Below are 17,914 nucleotides of genomic sequence, written 5' to 3'. Positions count from 1 at the left end.
GTTACACGTGTAACACGAATGTTGTCAGTATATGAGGTATTGTTTTCTTAGAGTTTTGAATTGGTCCAGCCGGCGTTGATATGTGCCGGTGATGTCTTCAATGGAAGCGCCTTTTTCTATTTTTTTGCGTACCCAGCCGTTACCGATCAGCTTGTCAAAAGAGCCTGTCGGCAAGAAGGAAAAGTCATTCGGATATAAGTCATGCATGGTTTTCAGAATGGAAAGCCCTGTTTTTGCCGCTTCAAATGTGTTTCTGTTTGTTACGTAGACTTGAACGCCGTGGCACAGCTTGCCCTGGTGCTTGGAGAAGCTGGGGGTAAATGATGCGGCTCTGAAGGCGACGCCCGGAAGCTTGAGACTGTTCAGGCGTTCTTCGAGCTCGGTGCTTTTCATATAAGGCGCGCCGATAAGTTCAAACGGCTTTGTCGTGCCCCTTCCTTCGGATACGTTTGTGCCTTCGATTAGTCCTGTCGCCGAATATGCGAATATGCTGTCCGGGGTCGGGATATTAGGCGAAGGGAGGACGAACGGCAGACCGGTATCTTCAATCGTCATCGTCCGCTTCCAGCGCTTCATTTTTACGACGGTAAGGTCGGCGCCAATATGAAACTCTTTATTGAATAAAAGAGCAAGCTCACCGATCGTCATGCCGTGCTTCAGCGGGATCGGATACAGTCCGACAAATGAAGCGTAATCCGGTTCAAGAACCGGGCCGTCCGGATTTCGTCCGCCTTGCGGATTCGGCCGGTCCAAGACATAAAAAGGAATGCCTTTTTCTTTGGCCGCTTCCATGGCATAGGCCATTGTATAAATGTAGGTGTAGTATCGTGTTCCGACATCCTGAATATCGAAAATCAGCACATCCGTATCTTTCAGCATGTCAGGCGTCGGTTTCCTCGTTTCCCCGTACAGGCTGTAGACGGGAAGCCCTGTTTTTTCGTCTATATAGGATGTGACTTTGTCTCCGGCCTGAGCATCGCCGCGGACACCGTGCTCCGGTCCGAATAATGCCGTCAAGTGGATGTCTGGTGCCTCATACAGCACGTCAACGCTGCTTTTCAATGAATTGTTCACACCGGTCGGGTTGGTGATCAGCCCGACCCTTTTTCCCTTCAGTTCCTGTTTATAATCTTTCAGCAGGCGGTCGATGCCTGTTTGGATGCTTGGTTTCTTGGCGGTATGAAGGTTTCTGTCAGAAGCCGCCGAGACTGCCGTCATAGCACTGATGACGACTAATCCGGCGAGAAGTGCAGCCGTATGTGTTTTCATAATCAGCCCTCCTGTTTAAAGCGGTTTTCCGGTCTTCAGATTGATACCGAAACCATAAGGATAGAGTGTCGTTCCCGGATGAGTGACGGAAGGAATGTCAGCGGGCAGCCTGCCTTGCGGTGTTGTCTGTCCGAATATCGCTTCAACGCCTGCTGGAATGTTTGGCTGGAGAAATTGTCCGTCTGTAAATCCTTTAAAGCCGTAGACTGCGATAAGGGCTTCAGCTTCTTCAAAGTTTGCAGCGTCATATGGATTACGCAGGCTCATCAGCACAAAGGGTTTTTTGTTCGATTGTGCGGCTTTCATGACGGCCCGCGGAAATGCAGTCGTCCACTTGCCGGGATCTGTGACGGAATCGTCAATGACGCCGTCGTTTACGACAGGATCATTTTTCACAACATATGAGCCTGTAATCACGTAATCAGCGTCAGATATCTGCTTTTTGTGCTCATCATGAAATGTGCGCTCGGCGAAGTTCATTTTACTGATGGTTACCGGCCGGATTTTTTTCTTCTTGATGAGCTGCCGAATGGTTTGCTCCATAGACGCTGTCTGATCTTCATAAGGAGCGGCAATGAGAACGCGGCTGTTCTTTTTCGGTTTGAATGGGAGCGTGCGGTTTTTGTTTTGTAAGACGGTGACGGATCTTTCCGCGATTTGTTTTTCAGCTTTCAGGTGATTTTTGCTGCCGACGGTTTTCTTTGCTTTTGCAATCTTCTTTTTCAGATTTGTCTCTTTCGGTGGGGGGTATATCCCTCGTTTTATTTTCAGGGAAATGATGCGTTCCGCTGATTTGTTAATTTGCTGCAGCGGAATTTCCCCTTTTTGTACCGCCTTTTTTAAAGCGGAATGAACCTGGGCAAAGCGGTTTTCCGTTTGCAGCGATGTTACTTGGGCCGGCATCAGGGCAATATCGACTCCTGCTTTTACTGCCATGACGACCGCCTCTTCCTGGCCGAAATGATCGGCAATGGCTTTCATATTTAATGCATCCGTAACGATGACACCGTTAAATCCCATTTCCTCACGGAGAAGATGAGTCATCACTTTTTTCGAGAGTGTGGCGGGTACGAGAATGTCTGAACCGTCCAGCTTGCTTTTATAGGTTGTATCGTCAAAAGCGGGAAATTGCACATGGGCTGTCATGATCATATCAGCTCCGGCCTGAATGGCCTTCCGGAACGGATAAAGTTCAATCTGACGCAGTCTTTCTTGATTGTGGGTGACAAGCGGAAGGCCGTAGTGGCTGTCGACATCCGTGTCACCGTGTCCCGGGAAATGTTTGACGGCGGCAGCGACATCCTGCTTTTGCTGAGCCTTCATTGAGGCAAGGCCGAGTGAAGCTGTCAGATCACGGTCTGAACTGAACGACCTGACGCCGATGACAGGGTTCCCGGGATTATTATTGATATCGAGAACGGGAGCGAAATTCGTATTAATGCCCAGTACTTTCAGTTCTTTGCCGATAATGGCGCCGGTCTGGGACGCGTAGGCTGTTTTTCTCGCGGCTCCGAGCGCCATATTGCCTGGGAAATGAGTACCTTCACCAAGTCTGGTTACGATGCCGCCCTCCTGATCAATACCTAATAATAGCGGAATGTCAGGGCTCGCCTTTTGAAAGGCATTTGTCAGGCGTACTGTTTGCTCAGTGTTTTTTACATTTTCTGCAAATAAGATAACGCCGCCGAACCGGTACTTTTGAATAAGCCCTGCAACTTCGTCATTCATTTGGGTAAGAGCCTCAGGTGATGACTGCCCCTTTTTTTGCCAATTTCGAAAATCAGGCATGAGCATCTGCCCTAATTTTTCATCTAATGTCATACGGGATACTGCTTGTTCCGCCTGTGACGGAATGTCCGGTTTTGTCGATGCATGATGCGTGCCGAAAACAATGAACAACAGTAATACAGCTGAGATGACAAGTTTCATGATGGTGCCCTCCTGCCGTCATAGTTTGGACCAAAGACATGGGTTGTCATTCAATGGCTTCATAAATCGTTTTTATGACGCTGCCGTAGCTTCCGGTGGGGAAAAGATCCCCTTCAAAAACATTCGGGTTTTCACCGGGACTGACGACGGGGGAATGCTTTTTATTGGTCAAAAGTGCGATCCCCAGCTTATAAGCGGGATCAATAATCGTGACGGTGCCGGTCCATCCTGTATGGCCATATGCCTGCCTGCTTGCATAAGGGCCGAACATCCACTCCATATCCGGGCTGCCGTTTTTCCGCCAGCCGAGAGCGAAAGTCGGATCAGAGGATGCCGCCGTTGTGAACAAATCGGCCGTTCTTTTATTGAAGAGAGAAACGTGTTTATAACTGCCTCCGTTCAGCATGACTTGAAGAAGGACGGCCATGTCATCAGCCCTGGAAAACAGCCCGGCGTGACCGGACACCCCTCCCATGGAGTAAAATGCTTTTTCATCGTGAACTTCCCCCTGCAGCGTATACGTCCTGATGTGAGGGAAATGGATGACTCCGTCACGTGTGTTGCCTAAACGTTCAGTAGCTGCGAATGCTTTTTCTTTAAAGCCTTTTTGCAGCGGGTTGAACAGTGTGTGCGTCAGTTTCAGCGGTTTGTACAGTTCTTGTTCCGCATAGGCATCAAGGGTTTTTCCGGTTATGCTTTCAATGATGCAACCGAGAAGCATGTAACCGATATCGCTGTATACGTGTTTTGTTCCCGGTTTGTATTCAAGCGGGATTTGGGTGAGAAAACGGATCGTTTTATCCCGTTCTTGTGAATATAAAGGGCCTGCGGTGTCCGGCTGATAGAAATAAAAGCTTGCCGGCAGACCGGATTGATGCTGGAGCACATCGATGACGCGAATGCGGTCTTTTTCTTGAATCGGATCGCTTTTTCTGTCTTTGAAATCAGGAAGGTAAGCCGAGACTTTTTGATACACATCAAGCTTTCCCTGGCTGACGAGTCGCTGTAATGCAAAATTCGCCGCGTACATTTTTGTATTGGAAGCTAGATCAAACATGGTTGATGTTTTCATTTTTTTCGGACGGGATAAAAGGATGTTCCCGTCATATTTTTTGCTGTAGCCGTATGCTTTCTTTTTGATCACCCGTCCGTCCTTTACGACGACAAGGACGGCTCCGGGGAATCCTGCTGCGATGTCTTTTTCAATCATTTGATCAACCTTTCTGAGCTTTGCTGCGTCGTATAATTTGGATTGGGCTTCGGCTTTGTGCTGCGGCAGGAAAGAGAGGCTGATGACCATTGTGAGTATGGCGGCTGTCAGTGTTTTCATATTCTGATCCCTCCCGGTTTATTCAAATTCAGCAGCCATATCATCCTTAAATCCGAACGCATAAGTGAAGACAAAGCCCGCCGCGTAAGAGATGAAGAGACCGATGATATACAAAACGATTTGAGCCGGCTGTACGAGAAACGAGAGCGGAAGGCCGGAGACACCGATTGAAAAAGTAGCCACCTGAAAATGGGCTTGAAAGGCGCCGCCGATTCCCGCCCCTAAACACGCCGTCAAAAACGGCCGGCCGAGCGGGAGTGTGACGCCGAAGATGAGCGGCTCTCCGATTCCGAGCAGACCGGATGGAAGTCCGCCGCCGATCGCTCTTTTCAATGAGGCTTTTTTTGTTTTCATAAAGATGGCGAAGGCCGCCCCTACTTGACCCGCGCCTCCCATCGCGAGAATCGGAAGAAGCGGGTCATCTCCAATTGATCGGATTAATTCCAAATGTACGGGAGTCAAGCCCTGATGCAGGCCGGTGACGACAAGCGGCAGGAAGGCGGCTCCCAGTACAAACCCTGAGAGCACTCCCCCGACATTCAGCAGCGACAATAAACCGGATGTAATCAGATCAGAAATAAAACCGCCTGCAGGGATAAAAACGACATATGTCACCAGCCCGGTGATAAGTAAAGACAAGGTAGGCGTGACGATAATGTCGATGGATTGATGGACGTACTTTCTGATAAACCGTTCGGTATAAGCGATAAAAACCGCAGCGAAAAGAACACCGATTAATCCTCCCCTGCCAGGGAGCAGATTCTCTCCGAACAAACTGATATTGGCGATCTCAGGGTTAAGGATCAATATGCCCGCAAGGCCGCCCATCGCGGGAGTCCCGCCGAATTCCTTCGCCGTGTTGATGCCGACAAGGACGCCGAGGTAAGTGAATAAGCCTGAACCGATAACCGTTAAAATAAGTGCGATTTGGGATTCTTTCGGGAGCCAGCCGGCCTGAATGACGGCTTTCGTAATACCGGTGATTAAACCTGATGCAATGAGTGCGGGAATAAGGGGAATGAAGATGCTTGATATTTTTCTCAGAAACAGTGTGATGGGTGTGGTGTTTTTTCTGTTGAGATCGGCTTTTTTTCGTGAGGCGGCTTCTTTTAAATCAATGTTTTTTCGGGATGACATAAGTTTTGCGAAAGCGTCGGCGACATGATTGACGACACCCGTGCCAAGGATGATCTGCAGTGTTTCGGCTTCGACGACGCCTATTACCCCGTCAAGCTGTTTCAGCGTTTCAATATCCGTTTTGTCCTGATCTAAAGGTGTAATCCTCAGGCGTGTCATACAGTGGGTAAAGCCTGAAATATTCGATGAACCGCCGCAATTGTCCAGGATATCTTTGGCCAGTGACTGATAAAATGCCTCTTTGCTCATGGAGATCCTCCTTTTTCCGTACGATTTTTCCCGGGGAGCTGTGCCTGAAACGCGTCCTAAAAGCGCCTGCGCCGATCATGAAAACGGCGCGGGCTCGTAAAAGCACATTATTTTTCACCAAAGAACGATCAGCGTTCTTTTTCTTTTGAAAGGTGCTGTTCAATGGCTTTATCAATGAAGCCGTCTGATTCTTTGAGCAGTGCCTTCGCGTGTGTTTCGTCCGAATTCGTCTTCAGCATGACGATTGCCGTTTTGACATGGCTTCCTGCGGCCTCAAGCGTTTCTTTTGCCTTGTCGTACGGAACGCCCGTGATGCTTTGGATAATGCCGATTGCGCGTTCTTTCAATTTTTCGTTGCTGACATGAACGTCCACCATTAAATTTTCGTACACTTTGCCGCTTTTGATCATCACGGCCGTGGAAATCATGTTCAGAATCATTTTATGTGCCGTCGCCGCTTTCATTCGTGTTGACCCTGTAATCACTTCGGAGCCGACGACGACTTCAATGCTGTGATCGGCATAAGTGCTGATCAACGAGTGTTTATTGCATGTGAGCGCGACGGTTTTGGCGCCGATTGTTTTTGCGTATTTCAGCGCACCGGCCGCATACGGCGTGCGCCCGCTTGCCGCGATGGCGATCACGGTGTCTTCTGCGGTAAGCCCGATCGTTTTGAGATCGAAAGCGCCGGTTTCCTCGCTGTCTTCTATACCTTCAGCCGCTTGCAAAAAGGCGTCTGCCCCTCCGGCCATCAGACCGATGACGGTGTCGGGACTTACGCTGTATGTAGGCGGGCATTCAACCGCATCCAGTACACCGAGTCTGCCGCTTGTGCCCGCTCCCGCATAAATCAGCCTGCCGTTTCGCTGTAAGGACTGATGGGCGAATTGAACGGCAATCTGAATATCGGGCAGCACCTGCTGAACGGCTTCAGCCACTTTGAAATCCTCTTGGTTAATGATGCGGAGAATTTCCATCGTGTCTGCTTGATGGATTGAAGCGGTCTGCGGATTTCTGGTTTCTGTGGTCAATCTGTGAATGTTAAGCCGGTCTGTCATGATTGTACCCTCCCAAGTCGTTAATACTTGAAGTATATGGGCTTCTGAATATATGTTTCAAGAAAAATCGGCAGGGATGAGATGAATAATCAAGCGCTTTCACAAAAAATGATGCAGAATGTGCTGTTCGCCGATGGGGCCGATCGTGCGACGACCTTTATCAATAAAACCGGAAGACCGGTACAGGTTCTTTGCACGATGATTGCGATGGTTTACAGCAAGCACGATTTCATCACACCAAGGAAAGTAATTTGCGACAAAAGCGGGGAGCTGCAGCATCGCTTGTTTGGCATAACCTTTTCCCTGATGCGGCGCATGTAAGGACAGCGCACTCAGCAAAATGGCAGACACATTGTTCGAATACGGGGCAATGGTTTCTTTTGAGGTATGTAAAATGAAAAAACCGACGGGGCGGTCTTCTTTTAAAATGACTGTCGGGTAGCGATCCCGGATGACGAGAGCCTGCGGCAGGACATCTATCGGCAGAGCTGTGAACTTTTTATCTTCTTCACTCAGCACAAACCCGTTCAGCCCGTCTGCATGCTCCGGTTTATAAAAGGACAGGGCTACACCCATGATATCTACTCTCCTTTTTTATAATTGATCCAATTCATCTTCTGATAGAACACGGCAGCCTGCCCGTTTTAAAAGAGCGGAAGTGATGCCGTCTCCGATTATTTTTTTTCCTGAGAAAGTGCCGTCATAGATAAAGCTGCTGCCGCAGGACGGACTGTTTTCTTTAAGGATGACCGTTGCGGCGCCTATTTCTTTTGCGTATGCTAACGTTTTTTCCGCGCCGTCCATATATAAAGCCGTAACGTCTTCGCCTGATGCCGTTACGATTCTTGCTGTTCCGTTCAGCACGTCTTCGCCCGTACCGCCGATGATTTCCGCCGGTTCGCGGGGAGTGGTGAAGCCGCCCAAAAGTTCGGGGCAGACCATAACAGCTTTCTTTTCTTCTACGAGTCTGCGGATTTTTTCCGAAGCGGCGTGAGAGCCGTTATACCTGCATTCGATACCGCCGAGACAAGAGCTGACTAAGATCATCTGTGTCCATTCCCTTCAATATTTTGATACTTTCATCATAAATGAAATAAGAGAGGAGGGATGAGTTTTTCAGTTAAAAAACGGGTAAAAAAGTTTGAAAATAAAAAAAATAATTTTTCTCTTTACAAATGGGGTACAACCTGTATATAATAACTTTTGTCAGCTCGACGCGGACACAACGGCCCGTTGGTCAAGCGGTTAAGACACCGCCCTTTCACGGCGGTAACACGGGTTCGAATCCCGTACGGGTCATATGGAGGATTAGCTCAGCTGGGAGAGCATCTGCCTTACAAGCAGAGGGTCGGCGGTTCGAGCCCGTCATCCTCCACCATATTTGCCGGCCTAGCTCAATTGGTAGAGCAACTGACTTGTAATCAGTAGGTTGGGGGTTCAAGTCCTCTGGCCGGCACTGTTTTTTAAAAAAATACGGAGGGGTAGCGAAGTGGCTAAACGCGGCGGACTGTAAATCCGCTCCCTCAGGGTTCGGCAGTTCGAATCTGCCCCCCTCCACCATTTTTGGGCTATAGCCAAGCGGTAAGGCAACGGACTTTGACTCCGTCATGCGTTGGTTCGAATCCAGCTAGCCCAGTCTCAGACACCTTTTGCATAAAGGTGTCTTTTTTTTATCAGCATTTTGTTTCAATTTATGATTGTTCATCAGATATACTATTTTTAAGCTGCTGTTAAGGCAGTATATTCTGTATTTTCCATCTACACCCTGCCTGAAATTTGGTAAAATAAATGTAATAAAAAAATGAAACCTTTTAAAACAATCAACGTATAGATACAGACCGGTGAAGGGCAGAGGTAAGATAAAACATGGAAAACCTGATTAAAAAAAGAATCAAGCAAGTCAAAAAAGGCGATCAAAATGCGTTTGCAGAAATCGTTGACCTTTATAAAGATAAGATTTACCAGCTTTGCTACCGCATGCTCGGCAATGTTCACGAAGCGGAAGATATTGCGCAGGAAGCTTTTATCAGAGCGTATGTCAATATCGACAGTTTCGATATCAACAGAAAGTTCTCAACGTGGCTTTACAGAATTGCGACCAACCTGACCATTGACCGAATCCGCAAGAAAAAGCCTGATTACTATCTGGACGCAGAAGTAGCAGGAGCAGAAGGGCTGACGATGTATTCGCAGATCGCCGCGGACGGGGTTCTCCCTGAAGACGCCGTATTGTCATTGGAGCTGTCGGACACAATTCAGAAAAAGATTTTAAAGCTGCCTGACAAGTACAGAACGGTTATTGTATTAAAGTATATTGACGAACTCTCTTTAATTGAAATCGGGGAGATTCTGAATATCCCTGTCGGCACCGTCAAGACAAGGATACACAGAGGCAGAGAGGCTCTTAGAAAACAATTGAGGGATCTTTAAGTGGGGTGATGAAATGAGCTGTCCTGAACAGATCGTGCAGCTTATGCATAAGCATCTTGATGGAGATATCCTTCCTGAAGATGAAAACGTATTAAAACAACATTTGCAGTCATGCGGGAATTGCAAACGGCATTTTCATGAAATGGAGAAATCCGTAGCACTCGTCCGAAGCACATCGCATGTCACGGCCCCTGCTGATTTTACTGCCAAAGTTATGGCGAATCTTCCAAAAGAGAAAAAACGCGCTTCTGTAAAACGATGGATCAAAACTCATCCGATGATTGCAGCCGCAGCGGTTTTTGTGATTTTAATGGGCGGCGGTTTTTTCAACAGCTGGCATAATGACCACAATTTCAGTGTGTCCAAACAGCCGAACCTTGTCGTGCAGAATCACACGGTCACCGTCCCTGAAGGCGAGACCGTAAAGGGCGATGTCACAGTAAAAAACGGCAAGCTGTTCATTGAAGGAAAAGTTGACGGCAATGTGACTGTCGTCAACGGAGAAAAATACATGGCCTCAGCCGGACAAGTCACCGGGCAGATTGAAGAGATTAACCAATTGTTTGACTGGGTCTGGTACGAACTGAAATCGGCGGGCCAGGGCGTCGTGAGCGCTTTGGACCCGAATGAAGATGAGTAAAGCGTATAATCGCTTTACTCTTTTTTTGTGCATCGCCGCTCTGGCTCATTTCACTTGAGAAATCAAAATGTGGTATAATGAGCACGCTATATGATGTACATATTGCTCATGCAGCACAATTCATAACAGAAAAACGAAATGACTGAATTCTTGGAGGACGAGGAAATGGCTTTTGAGGACATCCCATTTTTGCAATACCTCGGCAATGCCGTTGATATTCTCCTTGTTTGGTATGTGATATATAAATTAATCATGGTCATACGCGGGACAAAGGCGGTTCAGCTTTTAAAAGGAATCGTCGTCATCGTATTGGTCCGGATGGCCAGTTCATATTTGGGACTCAGCACGCTTCAGTGGCTGATGGACCAAGCGATAACATGGGGATTTTTAGCGATCATCATTATATTCCAGCCTGAGCTGAGACGGGCGCTTGAACAGCTCGGACGGGGCCGGTTCTTTTCCAGGAGCGGAACCCCCGTGGAGGAAGCGCAGCATAAGACAATTGAAGCGATTACAAAATCGATCAGCTACATGGCAAAACGCCGCATCGGCGCACTCATCGCGATTGAGCGCGATACGGGAATGGGCGATTATATTGAGACGGGCATCCCGCTTAATGCGCAGGTCAGCTCGGAGCTTTTGATTAATATCTTCATCCCGAATACACCGCTGCATGATGGAGCGGTCATTATGAAAAATAACGAGATTGCGGCTGCTGCCTGTTATCTGCCGCTTTCTGAAAGCCCGTTTATTTCAAAGGAGCTGGGGACGCGTCACAGAGCGGCTGTCGGCATCAGTGAAGTGACGGACAGCTTAACCATTATTGTATCTGAAGAGACGGGCGCCATCAGTGTGGCCAAAAACGGAGACCTTCACAGAGAATTGACGGAAGAAGCACTGAAAGAAATGCTTGAAGCCGAGTTTAAGAAGAACGCCAGAGATACTTCTTCTAACCGCTGGTACTGGAGGGGCAAGAAAAATGGATAAATTCTTAAACAACCGCTGGGCTGTAAAGATCATTGCATTGCTCTTTGCGCTGCTGCTTTACGTTGCGGTTAACAACAACCAGGCGCCGACTCCGAAAAAGCCGGGGGAATCCTTTTTTCCGACATCAACGACTGACGAGGCTACGCTTACTGATATTCCTGTAAAAGCATACTATGATGAAGCGAACTATGTCGTCACCGGCGTGCCCCAGACCGTAAATGTCACGATTAAAGGCTCGACAAGCGCGGTGAAAAAGGCAAGACAGACGAAGAATTTTGAGATATACGCTGATATGAATAAGCTGAAGACCGGGACTCATAAGGTCGAATTGAAGGCGAAAAACGTATCGGACGGACTGACGGTCTCCATTAACCCGTCAGTCACGACGGTTACGATTCAGGAAAAAACGGCTGAGAGTTTTCCCGTGGAAGTTGAATACTACAATAAAAGCAAAATGAAAAAGGGATATACCCCTCAGCAGCCGATTATCAGCCCGAAAAACGTGCAGATTACAGGTTCGAAAAATGTGATTGATAACATTTCACTTGTCAAAGCATCCGTGAACCTTGAAAATGCAAATGAGACCATTGAAAAGGAAGTGAAAGTGACCGTCTATGACAAAGACGGCAACGCACTTCCTGTTGATGTTGAACCGTCAGTCATTAAAGTGACGGTTCCCGTAGCCAGTCCGAGCAAAAAGCTTCCTTTCAAAATCGAAAGGAAGGGAAGTCTTCCGGACGGGGTGAGCGTTGCGAGCATTGACTCGAATCCGAGTGAGGTGACGGTTTACGGCCCGCAGGATGTGCTGGATTCACTTGAATTTATTGACGGCGTATCTCTTGATTTAGGCAAAATTGATAAAGATACCGATATCAATGCCGATATCCCGCTTCCTAAGGGTGTCACTAAGGTATCACCGGAAAAAATCACGCTTCATGTTAAAGTGGACAGTGAAGACAAAAAGGATTTTGACAATGTCGGAATCAAGACGGTCGGACTGGGAGGCTCACAGCAGATTGAGTTTCTCGATCCTGAATCGCAGGCGATAAATATTACGGCCAAAGGCTCTCCCGCCAACATTAAGGCGCTGAAAAAGTCGGACATTGAACTGTATGCCAATGTCTCGGACCTGGATGACGGAGAGCACTCTGTAAAGCTTGAAGTAAACGGCCCGCAAAACGTCACATGGTCCCTGTCAAAAGACACGGTTAAGATCAAGCTGACTTCTAAGAAAAACACAAGTTCAAATAAAAATAACGGCGGTTCCGCTGATTCCGGCAATAAGAACGGCACAAGCGGAGACGCAGACAAAGACAAGAACAAGAACCGGGAAGACGACACTGACAGCGATCAGAATAAAAGTCAAAACCAGGATCAAAATCAAGATCAGGATGAAGACGGATCAAGCGCTGATTCTTCTTCAACAGAATGAAAAAGGAGCGATACAAAATGGGCAAGTATTTTGGAACAGATGGTGTAAGAGGTGTTGCCAACAGCGAGCTTACGCCAGAGCTGGCCTTTAAAGTTGGGCGTTTTGGCGGTTATGTCCTGACCAAAGATAAGCAGCGCCCGAAAGTGCTGATCGGCCGTGATACACGTATCTCCGGACATATGCTGGAGGGAGCCCTTGTCGCCGGACTTTTATCGATCGGAGCTGAAGTGATGCGCCTCGGCGTTATTTCTACGCCGGGGGTATCCTATTTAACGAAAGCCATGGATGCTGAGGCGGGCGTCATGATCTCCGCTTCTCACAACCCCGTACAGGATAACGGAATTAAATTTTTCGGAGGGGACGGCTTTAAGCTTTCTGATGAGCAGGAGGCCGAGATTGAACGTCTCATGGATGAACCGGAAGATAAGCTGCCGAGACCGACAGGCGCGGACCTTGGGCTTGTGAACGATTATTTTGAAGGCGTTCAAAAGTATCTGCAATTTTTAAAGCAGACGGCGGACGAAGATTTCACAGGCATTCATGTAGCGCTTGACTGCGCCCATGGTGCGACATCTTCCATTGCGACGCACCTTTTTGCCGATCTCGATGCTGACGTGTCTACAATGGGGACGTCTCCGAACGGATTAAACATTAATGATGGCGTCGGTTCTACACACCCGGAAGCGCTGAGTGCTTTCGTCAAAGAAAAAAACGCCGATATCGGCCTTGCGTTTGACGGCGACGGCGACCGCCTCATTGCCGTTGATGAAAAAGGAAACATCGTCGACGGTGATCAGATTATGTACATATGCGCGAAGTATTTGAAATCAGAAGGCCGTCTGAAGGATGATACTGTCGTATCGACCGTGATGAGCAACCTTGGTTTCTACAAAGCGCTTGAAAAAGAAGAAATCAAAAGCGTTCAAACGGCAGTCGGCGACCGCTATGTCGTAGAAGCGATGAAAAAAGACGGCTATAATGTCGGTGGCGAGCAGTCAGGGCACCTTATTTTCCTTGATTACAACACTACCGGCGACGGTCTCTTGTCCGCGATCATGCTTGTGAATACGCTGAAGGCGTCCGGCAAAACCCTTTCAGAACTTGCGGATGAAATGAAAAAATTCCCGCAGCTATTAGTGAATGTGAAAGTGACGGATAAATATAAGGTAGAAGAAAACGCTAAGGTGAAGGCCGTTATTTCTGAAGTGGAAAAAGAAATGAACGGAGACGGCCGGATTTTAGTTCGCCCGTCAGGCACCGAACCGCTCGTCCGCGTGATGGCCGAAGCGAGAACAAAAGAGCTTTGTGACGAATATGTCACAAAAATCGTGGATGTCGTGCGGACAGAAATGGGAGCGGAGTAGCGAAGTTTATAAGCAGAGAGCGAACAAGACAAGTGCGATCAGCATAAAATGATAGTAAACATGATGCCGGGGCGGCAAAAAATAATTGACCGTCCTTGGCACATGCTGTAAAATCAAGCTTGTTCAGCCTTTGTTTTTCACTTGCAGGAAAGGCGGGATTGTTTGCATCTTTTATAATTACAGCGCCCGAACTAAGCGCCCGAAAAACGGCTTAGTTGACGAGGATGGAGGTTATCGAATTTTCGGCGGATGCCTCCCGGCTGATTCATTTAGATCACAGCCGTAAGGATTTCTTCAAACCGGAGGGGCGACTCTCCGAACAAAGAGAAATCACATGATCTTCCAAAAAAACATGTGGGAGGGGACGATTGAAAGTCCCCTTGTAATTTGACTTTCTTCGTCTCCTTTTGCACCTTTAGGAGGAAGAAAATATGTGTGGAATTGTAGGTTATATCGGTCAGCTTGATGCGAAAGAGATTTTGTTAAAAGGATTAGAGAAGCTTGAGTACCGCGGTTATGACTCTGCAGGTATCGCTGTGGCGAATGAGCAGGGCGTGCATGTGTACAAAGAAAAAGGCCGCATCGCCGACCTTCGTGAAGTGGTGGATCACACGGTTGAATCTCAAGCGGGAATCGGCCATACACGCTGGGCGACTCACGGCGAACCAAGCTTCCTGAACGCTCACCCGCATCAAAGCGCACTCGGCCGCTTTACACTTGTTCACAACGGTGTGATCGAGAACTATGTTCAGCTGAAGCGCGAATATCTTGAAAACGTTGAACTGAAAAGCGACACGGACACTGAAGTAGTCGTTCAAATGATCGAGCAATTTGTGGCGGGAGGACTTAGCACAGAAGAAGCGTTCCGCAAAACACTGACTCTGTTAAAAGGCTCTTACGCAATTGCATTATTTGACGGTGAAAACACAGACACCATTTACGTTGCAAAAAACAAAAGCCCTCTGTTAATCGGCCTTGGAGATACGTTTAACGTCGTGGCATCTGACGCGATGGCTATGCTTCAAGTAACGAATGAATACGTTGAGCTTTTGGACAAAGAAATGGTGATCGTGACAAAAGACGAAGCCGTGATTAAAAACCTTGACGGTGAAGTCATGACACGTGCGTCTTATATCGCTGAGCTTGACGCCAGTGATATCGAAAAAGGCACATACCCTCACTACATGTTAAAAGAAACGGATGAGCAGCCGCTTGTTATGCGCAAAATCATCCAAACGTATCAGGACGAAAACGGCAGACTGGCCGTGGCCGGCGATGTCGCTGACGCCGTGGCGGAAGCGGACCGCATTTATATCGTGGCTTGCGGAACGAGCTACCATGCCGGTCTTGTCGGGAAACAATATATTGAAATGTGGGCAAACGTACCGGTTGAAGTGCATGTAGCGAGTGAATTCTCTTACAACATGCCGCTTCTGTCTAAGAAGCCGCTCTTTATCTTCCTTTCTCAAAGCGGAGAAACAGCGGACAGCCGCGCCGTGCTTGTTCAAGTCAAAGCGCTGGGTCACAAAGCGCTGACGATTACAAACGTTCCGGGATCAACGCTTTCCCGTGAAGCGGATTACACATTGCTTCTGCACGCAGGTCCTGAGATCGCTGTTGCATCAACAAAAGCGTATACGGCTCAGATTGCCGTGCTTGCGATCGTTGCGTCTGTTGCAGCAGAACGCAACGGCGTTGATATCGGTTTTGATTTGGTCAAAGAATTAGGTATTGCGGCAAACGCCATGGAAGCCCTCTGCGACCAGAAGGACGAAATGGAAATGATCGCGCGTGAGTACCTGACTGTTTCAAGAAACGCTTTCTTCATCGGCCGCGGCCTTGACTACTTCGTGTGTGTCGAAGGCGCCCTGAAGCTGAAAGAGATTTCTTACATCCAGGCGGAAGGCTTCGCCGGCGGCGAGCTGAAGCATGGAACAATCGCTCTGATTGAAGAAGGAACACCGGTCTTTGCGCTTGCGACACAAGAACACGTCAACCTGAGCATCCGCGGAAACGTGAAGGAAGTCGCAGCCCGCGGCGCCAACACTTGCATCATCTCGCTGAAAGGCTTAGAAGACGCAGACGACAGATTCATCCTGCCGGAAGTCAATCCTGCGCTTGCTCCGCTGGTTTCTGTTGTGCCATTGCAGCTGATCGCTTACTATGCGGCACTGCACCGCGGCTGTGACGTTGATAAACCGCGCAACCTTGCGAAGAGTGTGACTGTGGAATAATATATTTAACCCCTTTGGTTATTAGCCAGAGGGGTTTTTTAATGTGGAAATTTAGAAATACATACTCTATGCGATTGTAAAGAAATCCCCTTTTATATATTGAAAAGGATTAACACCTGCTTTATAATACGTAATGCATTCCGGTTAAAATCCATAAATGTAATCATTAGTAAATCGTTTTGTGCATGCCTCATCGGAAAGTAATCACCTCCAGCAATTTTCATCATGAATATCCATTATATAAATGTAATCAATCGATTACACATCCACATTATGCTTAAGACTTTAAAATCCCTGTTGTATTTGCCGGCTCCTGATCCATTATGAATTCCTCAACTAGATATAAAAATAACAACATTTTTGCAATAATCCGGTTCAATCCTCAAAAAAGTCCTGACAGCAATGATAGGAGTGGAATGATGTCAAACCTTTTAGAAATCAGAAACATCAGCAAATCTTTTGGTCATAAAGCTGTTTTAAAGGATGTTACATTCAATGTGCCTGCCGGATCAATTGTCGGTTTTATCGGTGATAACGGCGCAGGCAAGTCAACAACATTTAAAACGATATTAGGATTAATCTCTCAGGATAGAGGTAAAGTGAAAATCTTTGGTAAAGAGAATCTGGATAAACATATAAAGTTCAAAGAAGATATTGGGGTCGTATTTGATGCGATGAATCTTCCTGCGCACCTTACGATAAAGCAGCTGAATCATGTATTTAAAAAACTATTCGGTGCTTGGGACCAAGATCATTTTTACCGGTTGGTTCATTCTTTCTCTTTACCTATGGACAAAAAAGTGAATACATTCTCGCGCGGCATGTCAATGAAGTTATCCGTAGCTGTTGCTTTGTCGCATAATGCAAAATTATTACTCCTGGATGAAGCAACGGGAGGGCTTGATCCCTCTTCAAGAGATGATCTGTTAAATGAATTAAAAAGCTTTGTGAGTAAAAGCAACGGCGGTATTTTACTTTCATCGCACATTATGACTGATGTCGAGAAGATAGCCAGCCATATCATTATTATGAAAGATGGCGAAATTTTATTAAATGAAGAGAAAGATAAGGTTCTTGAAAGCTATACCCGTTTATAGACGTTGATGAAGGCCGATTGGCTGAGCTTGACGAAGATATCGTTCTAGCAAAAAGGAATCATGGATCTTATTGGAGTGTGCTTGTATCGGATCAACAGAAATTGCCGAATGGCGTAACGGCCAACACCATTTCCATAGAAGAAATCAGCGTCTTTTTAACGAGGAGTGAAAACATTGAGAGGTCTGTTACTGACTAACTATTACTTGGTTTATCGGAGTTTCTTTGCATACACGGGGTTGGCCATATTGGTATCAGCAGTCATTTTTCATAGGGCATAATGTGCCGGTTTGTTTTTCTAAATGGTATTTAGGGTCATCTTTCATCAGATTCTTCTTCCAACGATAATAAGATGCTCGTGAAATACCTAAATGAATACAGATATCCTGTATGATCATTGTGCCGCACAATGCTTCTACAAGCTCGACTGGCGTTTCGCTATCAGCGTCCTTTCCAATTCGTTGTACTTTTTTAACACTTCATTCTGTTGTCTCAGATAACGATTTTCTGTCTGCAGTTTCTCTAATTCGGAAGAATACTTTGGACCTTTTCCATAAGTATATTGCTTTCCGACAGGTTGTTCGAATCGGTGTGTATCCCCAGCTTTATACCACCTGACCCATGTCTGAACCTGCGTCTTATTCTTGATATTCAATTCCTGCATGATCTCCTTCACAGGCACGCCCGCCACTTTCATTTCTACAGCCTTCTGTTTGACTTCAACCGGATAACTCACTCTTATCCCCATAGAAAAAAACAC

Annotated in this window: 13 protein-coding genes, 5 tRNA genes and 3 pseudogenes; 13 read left to right on the top strand and 8 right to left on the bottom strand. The window is 47.1% G+C overall.

The features are described from left to right. Window positions 1-24: 24 nt before the first annotated feature. The 7 genes from OQ477_RS20525 to OQ477_RS20495 all read right to left on the bottom strand — a co-directional run bounded on the left by OQ477_RS20525 (window position 25) and on the right by OQ477_RS20495 (window position 8,019). Entirely contained in the window at window positions 25-1,269 is a 1,245-nt protein-coding gene (locus tag OQ477_RS20525; protein WP_265973581.1) for a DUF1343 domain-containing protein, read from the bottom strand. Window positions 1,270-1,284: 15 nt separating this feature from the next. After that, entirely contained in the window at window positions 1,285-3,198 is a 1,914-nt protein-coding gene (locus tag OQ477_RS20520) for a glycoside hydrolase family 3 protein (protein WP_265973580.1), read from the bottom strand. Window positions 3,199-3,244: 46 nt separating this feature from the next. Continuing rightward, window positions 3,245-4,528, bottom strand: coding sequence for a penicillin binding protein PBP4B (gene pbp4b / locus OQ477_RS20515; RefSeq protein ID WP_265973579.1), 1,284 nt, complete (start codon window positions 4,526-4,528; stop codon window positions 3,245-3,247). An 18-nt stretch (window positions 4,529-4,546) separates the two neighbouring features. Further along, a complete protein-coding gene (locus tag OQ477_RS20510; protein WP_265973578.1) occupies window positions 4,547-5,914 on the bottom strand; it encodes a PTS transporter subunit EIIC in 1,368 nt (455 codons plus the stop codon). A gap of 128 nt (window positions 5,915-6,042) precedes the next feature. Then, entirely contained in the window at window positions 6,043-6,972 is a 930-nt protein-coding gene (gene murQ / locus OQ477_RS20505) for an N-acetylmuramic acid 6-phosphate etherase (protein ID WP_265973577.1), read from the bottom strand. 99 nt (window positions 6,973-7,071) lie between these two features. Continuing rightward, window positions 7,072-7,548, bottom strand: coding sequence for a GNAT family N-acetyltransferase (locus tag OQ477_RS20500; RefSeq protein ID WP_265973576.1), 477 nt, complete (start codon window positions 7,546-7,548; stop codon window positions 7,072-7,074). 18 nt (window positions 7,549-7,566) lie between these two features. Continuing rightward, on the bottom strand, window positions 7,567-8,019 hold the full coding sequence (locus OQ477_RS20495; RefSeq protein ID WP_007408014.1) for a DUF523 domain-containing protein: 453 nt from the start codon (window positions 8,017-8,019) through the stop codon (window positions 7,567-7,569). A 180-nt stretch (window positions 8,020-8,199) separates the two neighbouring features. Between OQ477_RS20495 and OQ477_RS20490 the strand changes: the two genes are divergently transcribed. The 13 genes and pseudogenes from OQ477_RS20490 to OQ477_RS20430 form a co-directional block, all read left to right on the top strand. Further along, window positions 8,200-8,271, top strand: a tRNA-Glu gene (locus OQ477_RS20490). A gap of 3 nt (window positions 8,272-8,274) precedes the next feature. Next, a tRNA-Val gene (locus OQ477_RS20485) sits at window positions 8,275-8,350 on the top strand. A gap of 5 nt (window positions 8,351-8,355) precedes the next feature. Next, window positions 8,356-8,428 (top strand) — tRNA-Thr (locus OQ477_RS20480). A gap of 19 nt (window positions 8,429-8,447) precedes the next feature. Then, window positions 8,448-8,532 (top strand) — tRNA-Tyr (locus OQ477_RS20475). A gap of 4 nt (window positions 8,533-8,536) precedes the next feature. Beyond that, window positions 8,537-8,608: transfer RNA gene (locus OQ477_RS20470), tRNA-Gln, on the top strand. A 230-nt stretch (window positions 8,609-8,838) separates the two neighbouring features. Further along, complete coding sequence (gene sigW, locus OQ477_RS20465; RefSeq protein WP_003156766.1) at window positions 8,839-9,402, top strand: RNA polymerase sigma factor SigW; 564 nt, start codon at window positions 8,839-8,841, stop codon at window positions 9,400-9,402. A 13-nt stretch (window positions 9,403-9,415) separates the two neighbouring features. Next, the gene (gene rsiW, locus OQ477_RS20460) at window positions 9,416-10,042 is read left to right on the top strand and encodes an anti-sigma-W factor RsiW (RefSeq protein ID WP_003156765.1); all 627 of its coding nucleotides are present in this window, start codon (window positions 9,416-9,418) and stop codon (window positions 10,040-10,042) included. Between the two features lie 165 nt (window positions 10,043-10,207). Then, window positions 10,208-11,029, top strand: a complete 822-nt coding sequence (gene cdaA / locus OQ477_RS20455; RefSeq protein ID WP_003156763.1) for a diadenylate cyclase CdaA — start codon at window positions 10,208-10,210, stop codon at window positions 11,027-11,029. Next, complete coding sequence (locus OQ477_RS20450) at window positions 11,022-12,461, top strand: YbbR-like domain-containing protein (protein ID WP_038456773.1); 1,440 nt, start codon at window positions 11,022-11,024, stop codon at window positions 12,459-12,461. Before cdaA ends, OQ477_RS20450 begins: the two co-directional genes overlap by 8 nt. 17 nt (window positions 12,462-12,478) lie before the next feature. Next, a complete protein-coding gene (glmM, locus tag OQ477_RS20445; protein WP_007408011.1) occupies window positions 12,479-13,825 on the top strand; it encodes a phosphoglucosamine mutase in 1,347 nt (448 codons plus the stop codon). A 431-nt stretch (window positions 13,826-14,256) separates the two neighbouring features. Continuing rightward, window positions 14,257-16,059, top strand: coding sequence for a glutamine--fructose-6-phosphate transaminase (isomerizing) (gene glmS / locus OQ477_RS20440; RefSeq protein WP_007609074.1), 1,803 nt, complete (start codon window positions 14,257-14,259; stop codon window positions 16,057-16,059). Window positions 16,060-16,478: 419 nt separating this feature from the next. Further along, window positions 16,479-17,353: pseudogene (locus tag OQ477_RS20435) on the top strand (ABC transporter ATP-binding protein). Then, a pseudogene (locus OQ477_RS20430) lies at window positions 17,331-17,426 on the top strand (ABC-2 transporter permease); the annotation flags it as partial. The pseudogenes OQ477_RS20435 and OQ477_RS20430, both read left to right, overlap by 23 nt. Before the next feature lie 3 nt (window positions 17,427-17,429). Here the strand turns inward: OQ477_RS20430 and OQ477_RS20425 are convergent. Then, a pseudogene (locus OQ477_RS20425) lies at window positions 17,430-17,902 on the bottom strand (helix-turn-helix domain-containing protein); the annotation flags it as partial. Between the last annotated feature and the right edge of the window lie 12 nt (window positions 17,903-17,914).

This window comes from Bacillus sp. ChL18 (genome assembly GCF_026241425.1).
GTDB lineage: Bacteria > Bacillota > Bacilli > Bacillales > Bacillaceae > Bacillus > Bacillus velezensis.
The sequence above is the reverse complement of the archived record's forward strand: the minus strand, read 5'-3'. Positions and strand labels throughout refer to the sequence as shown.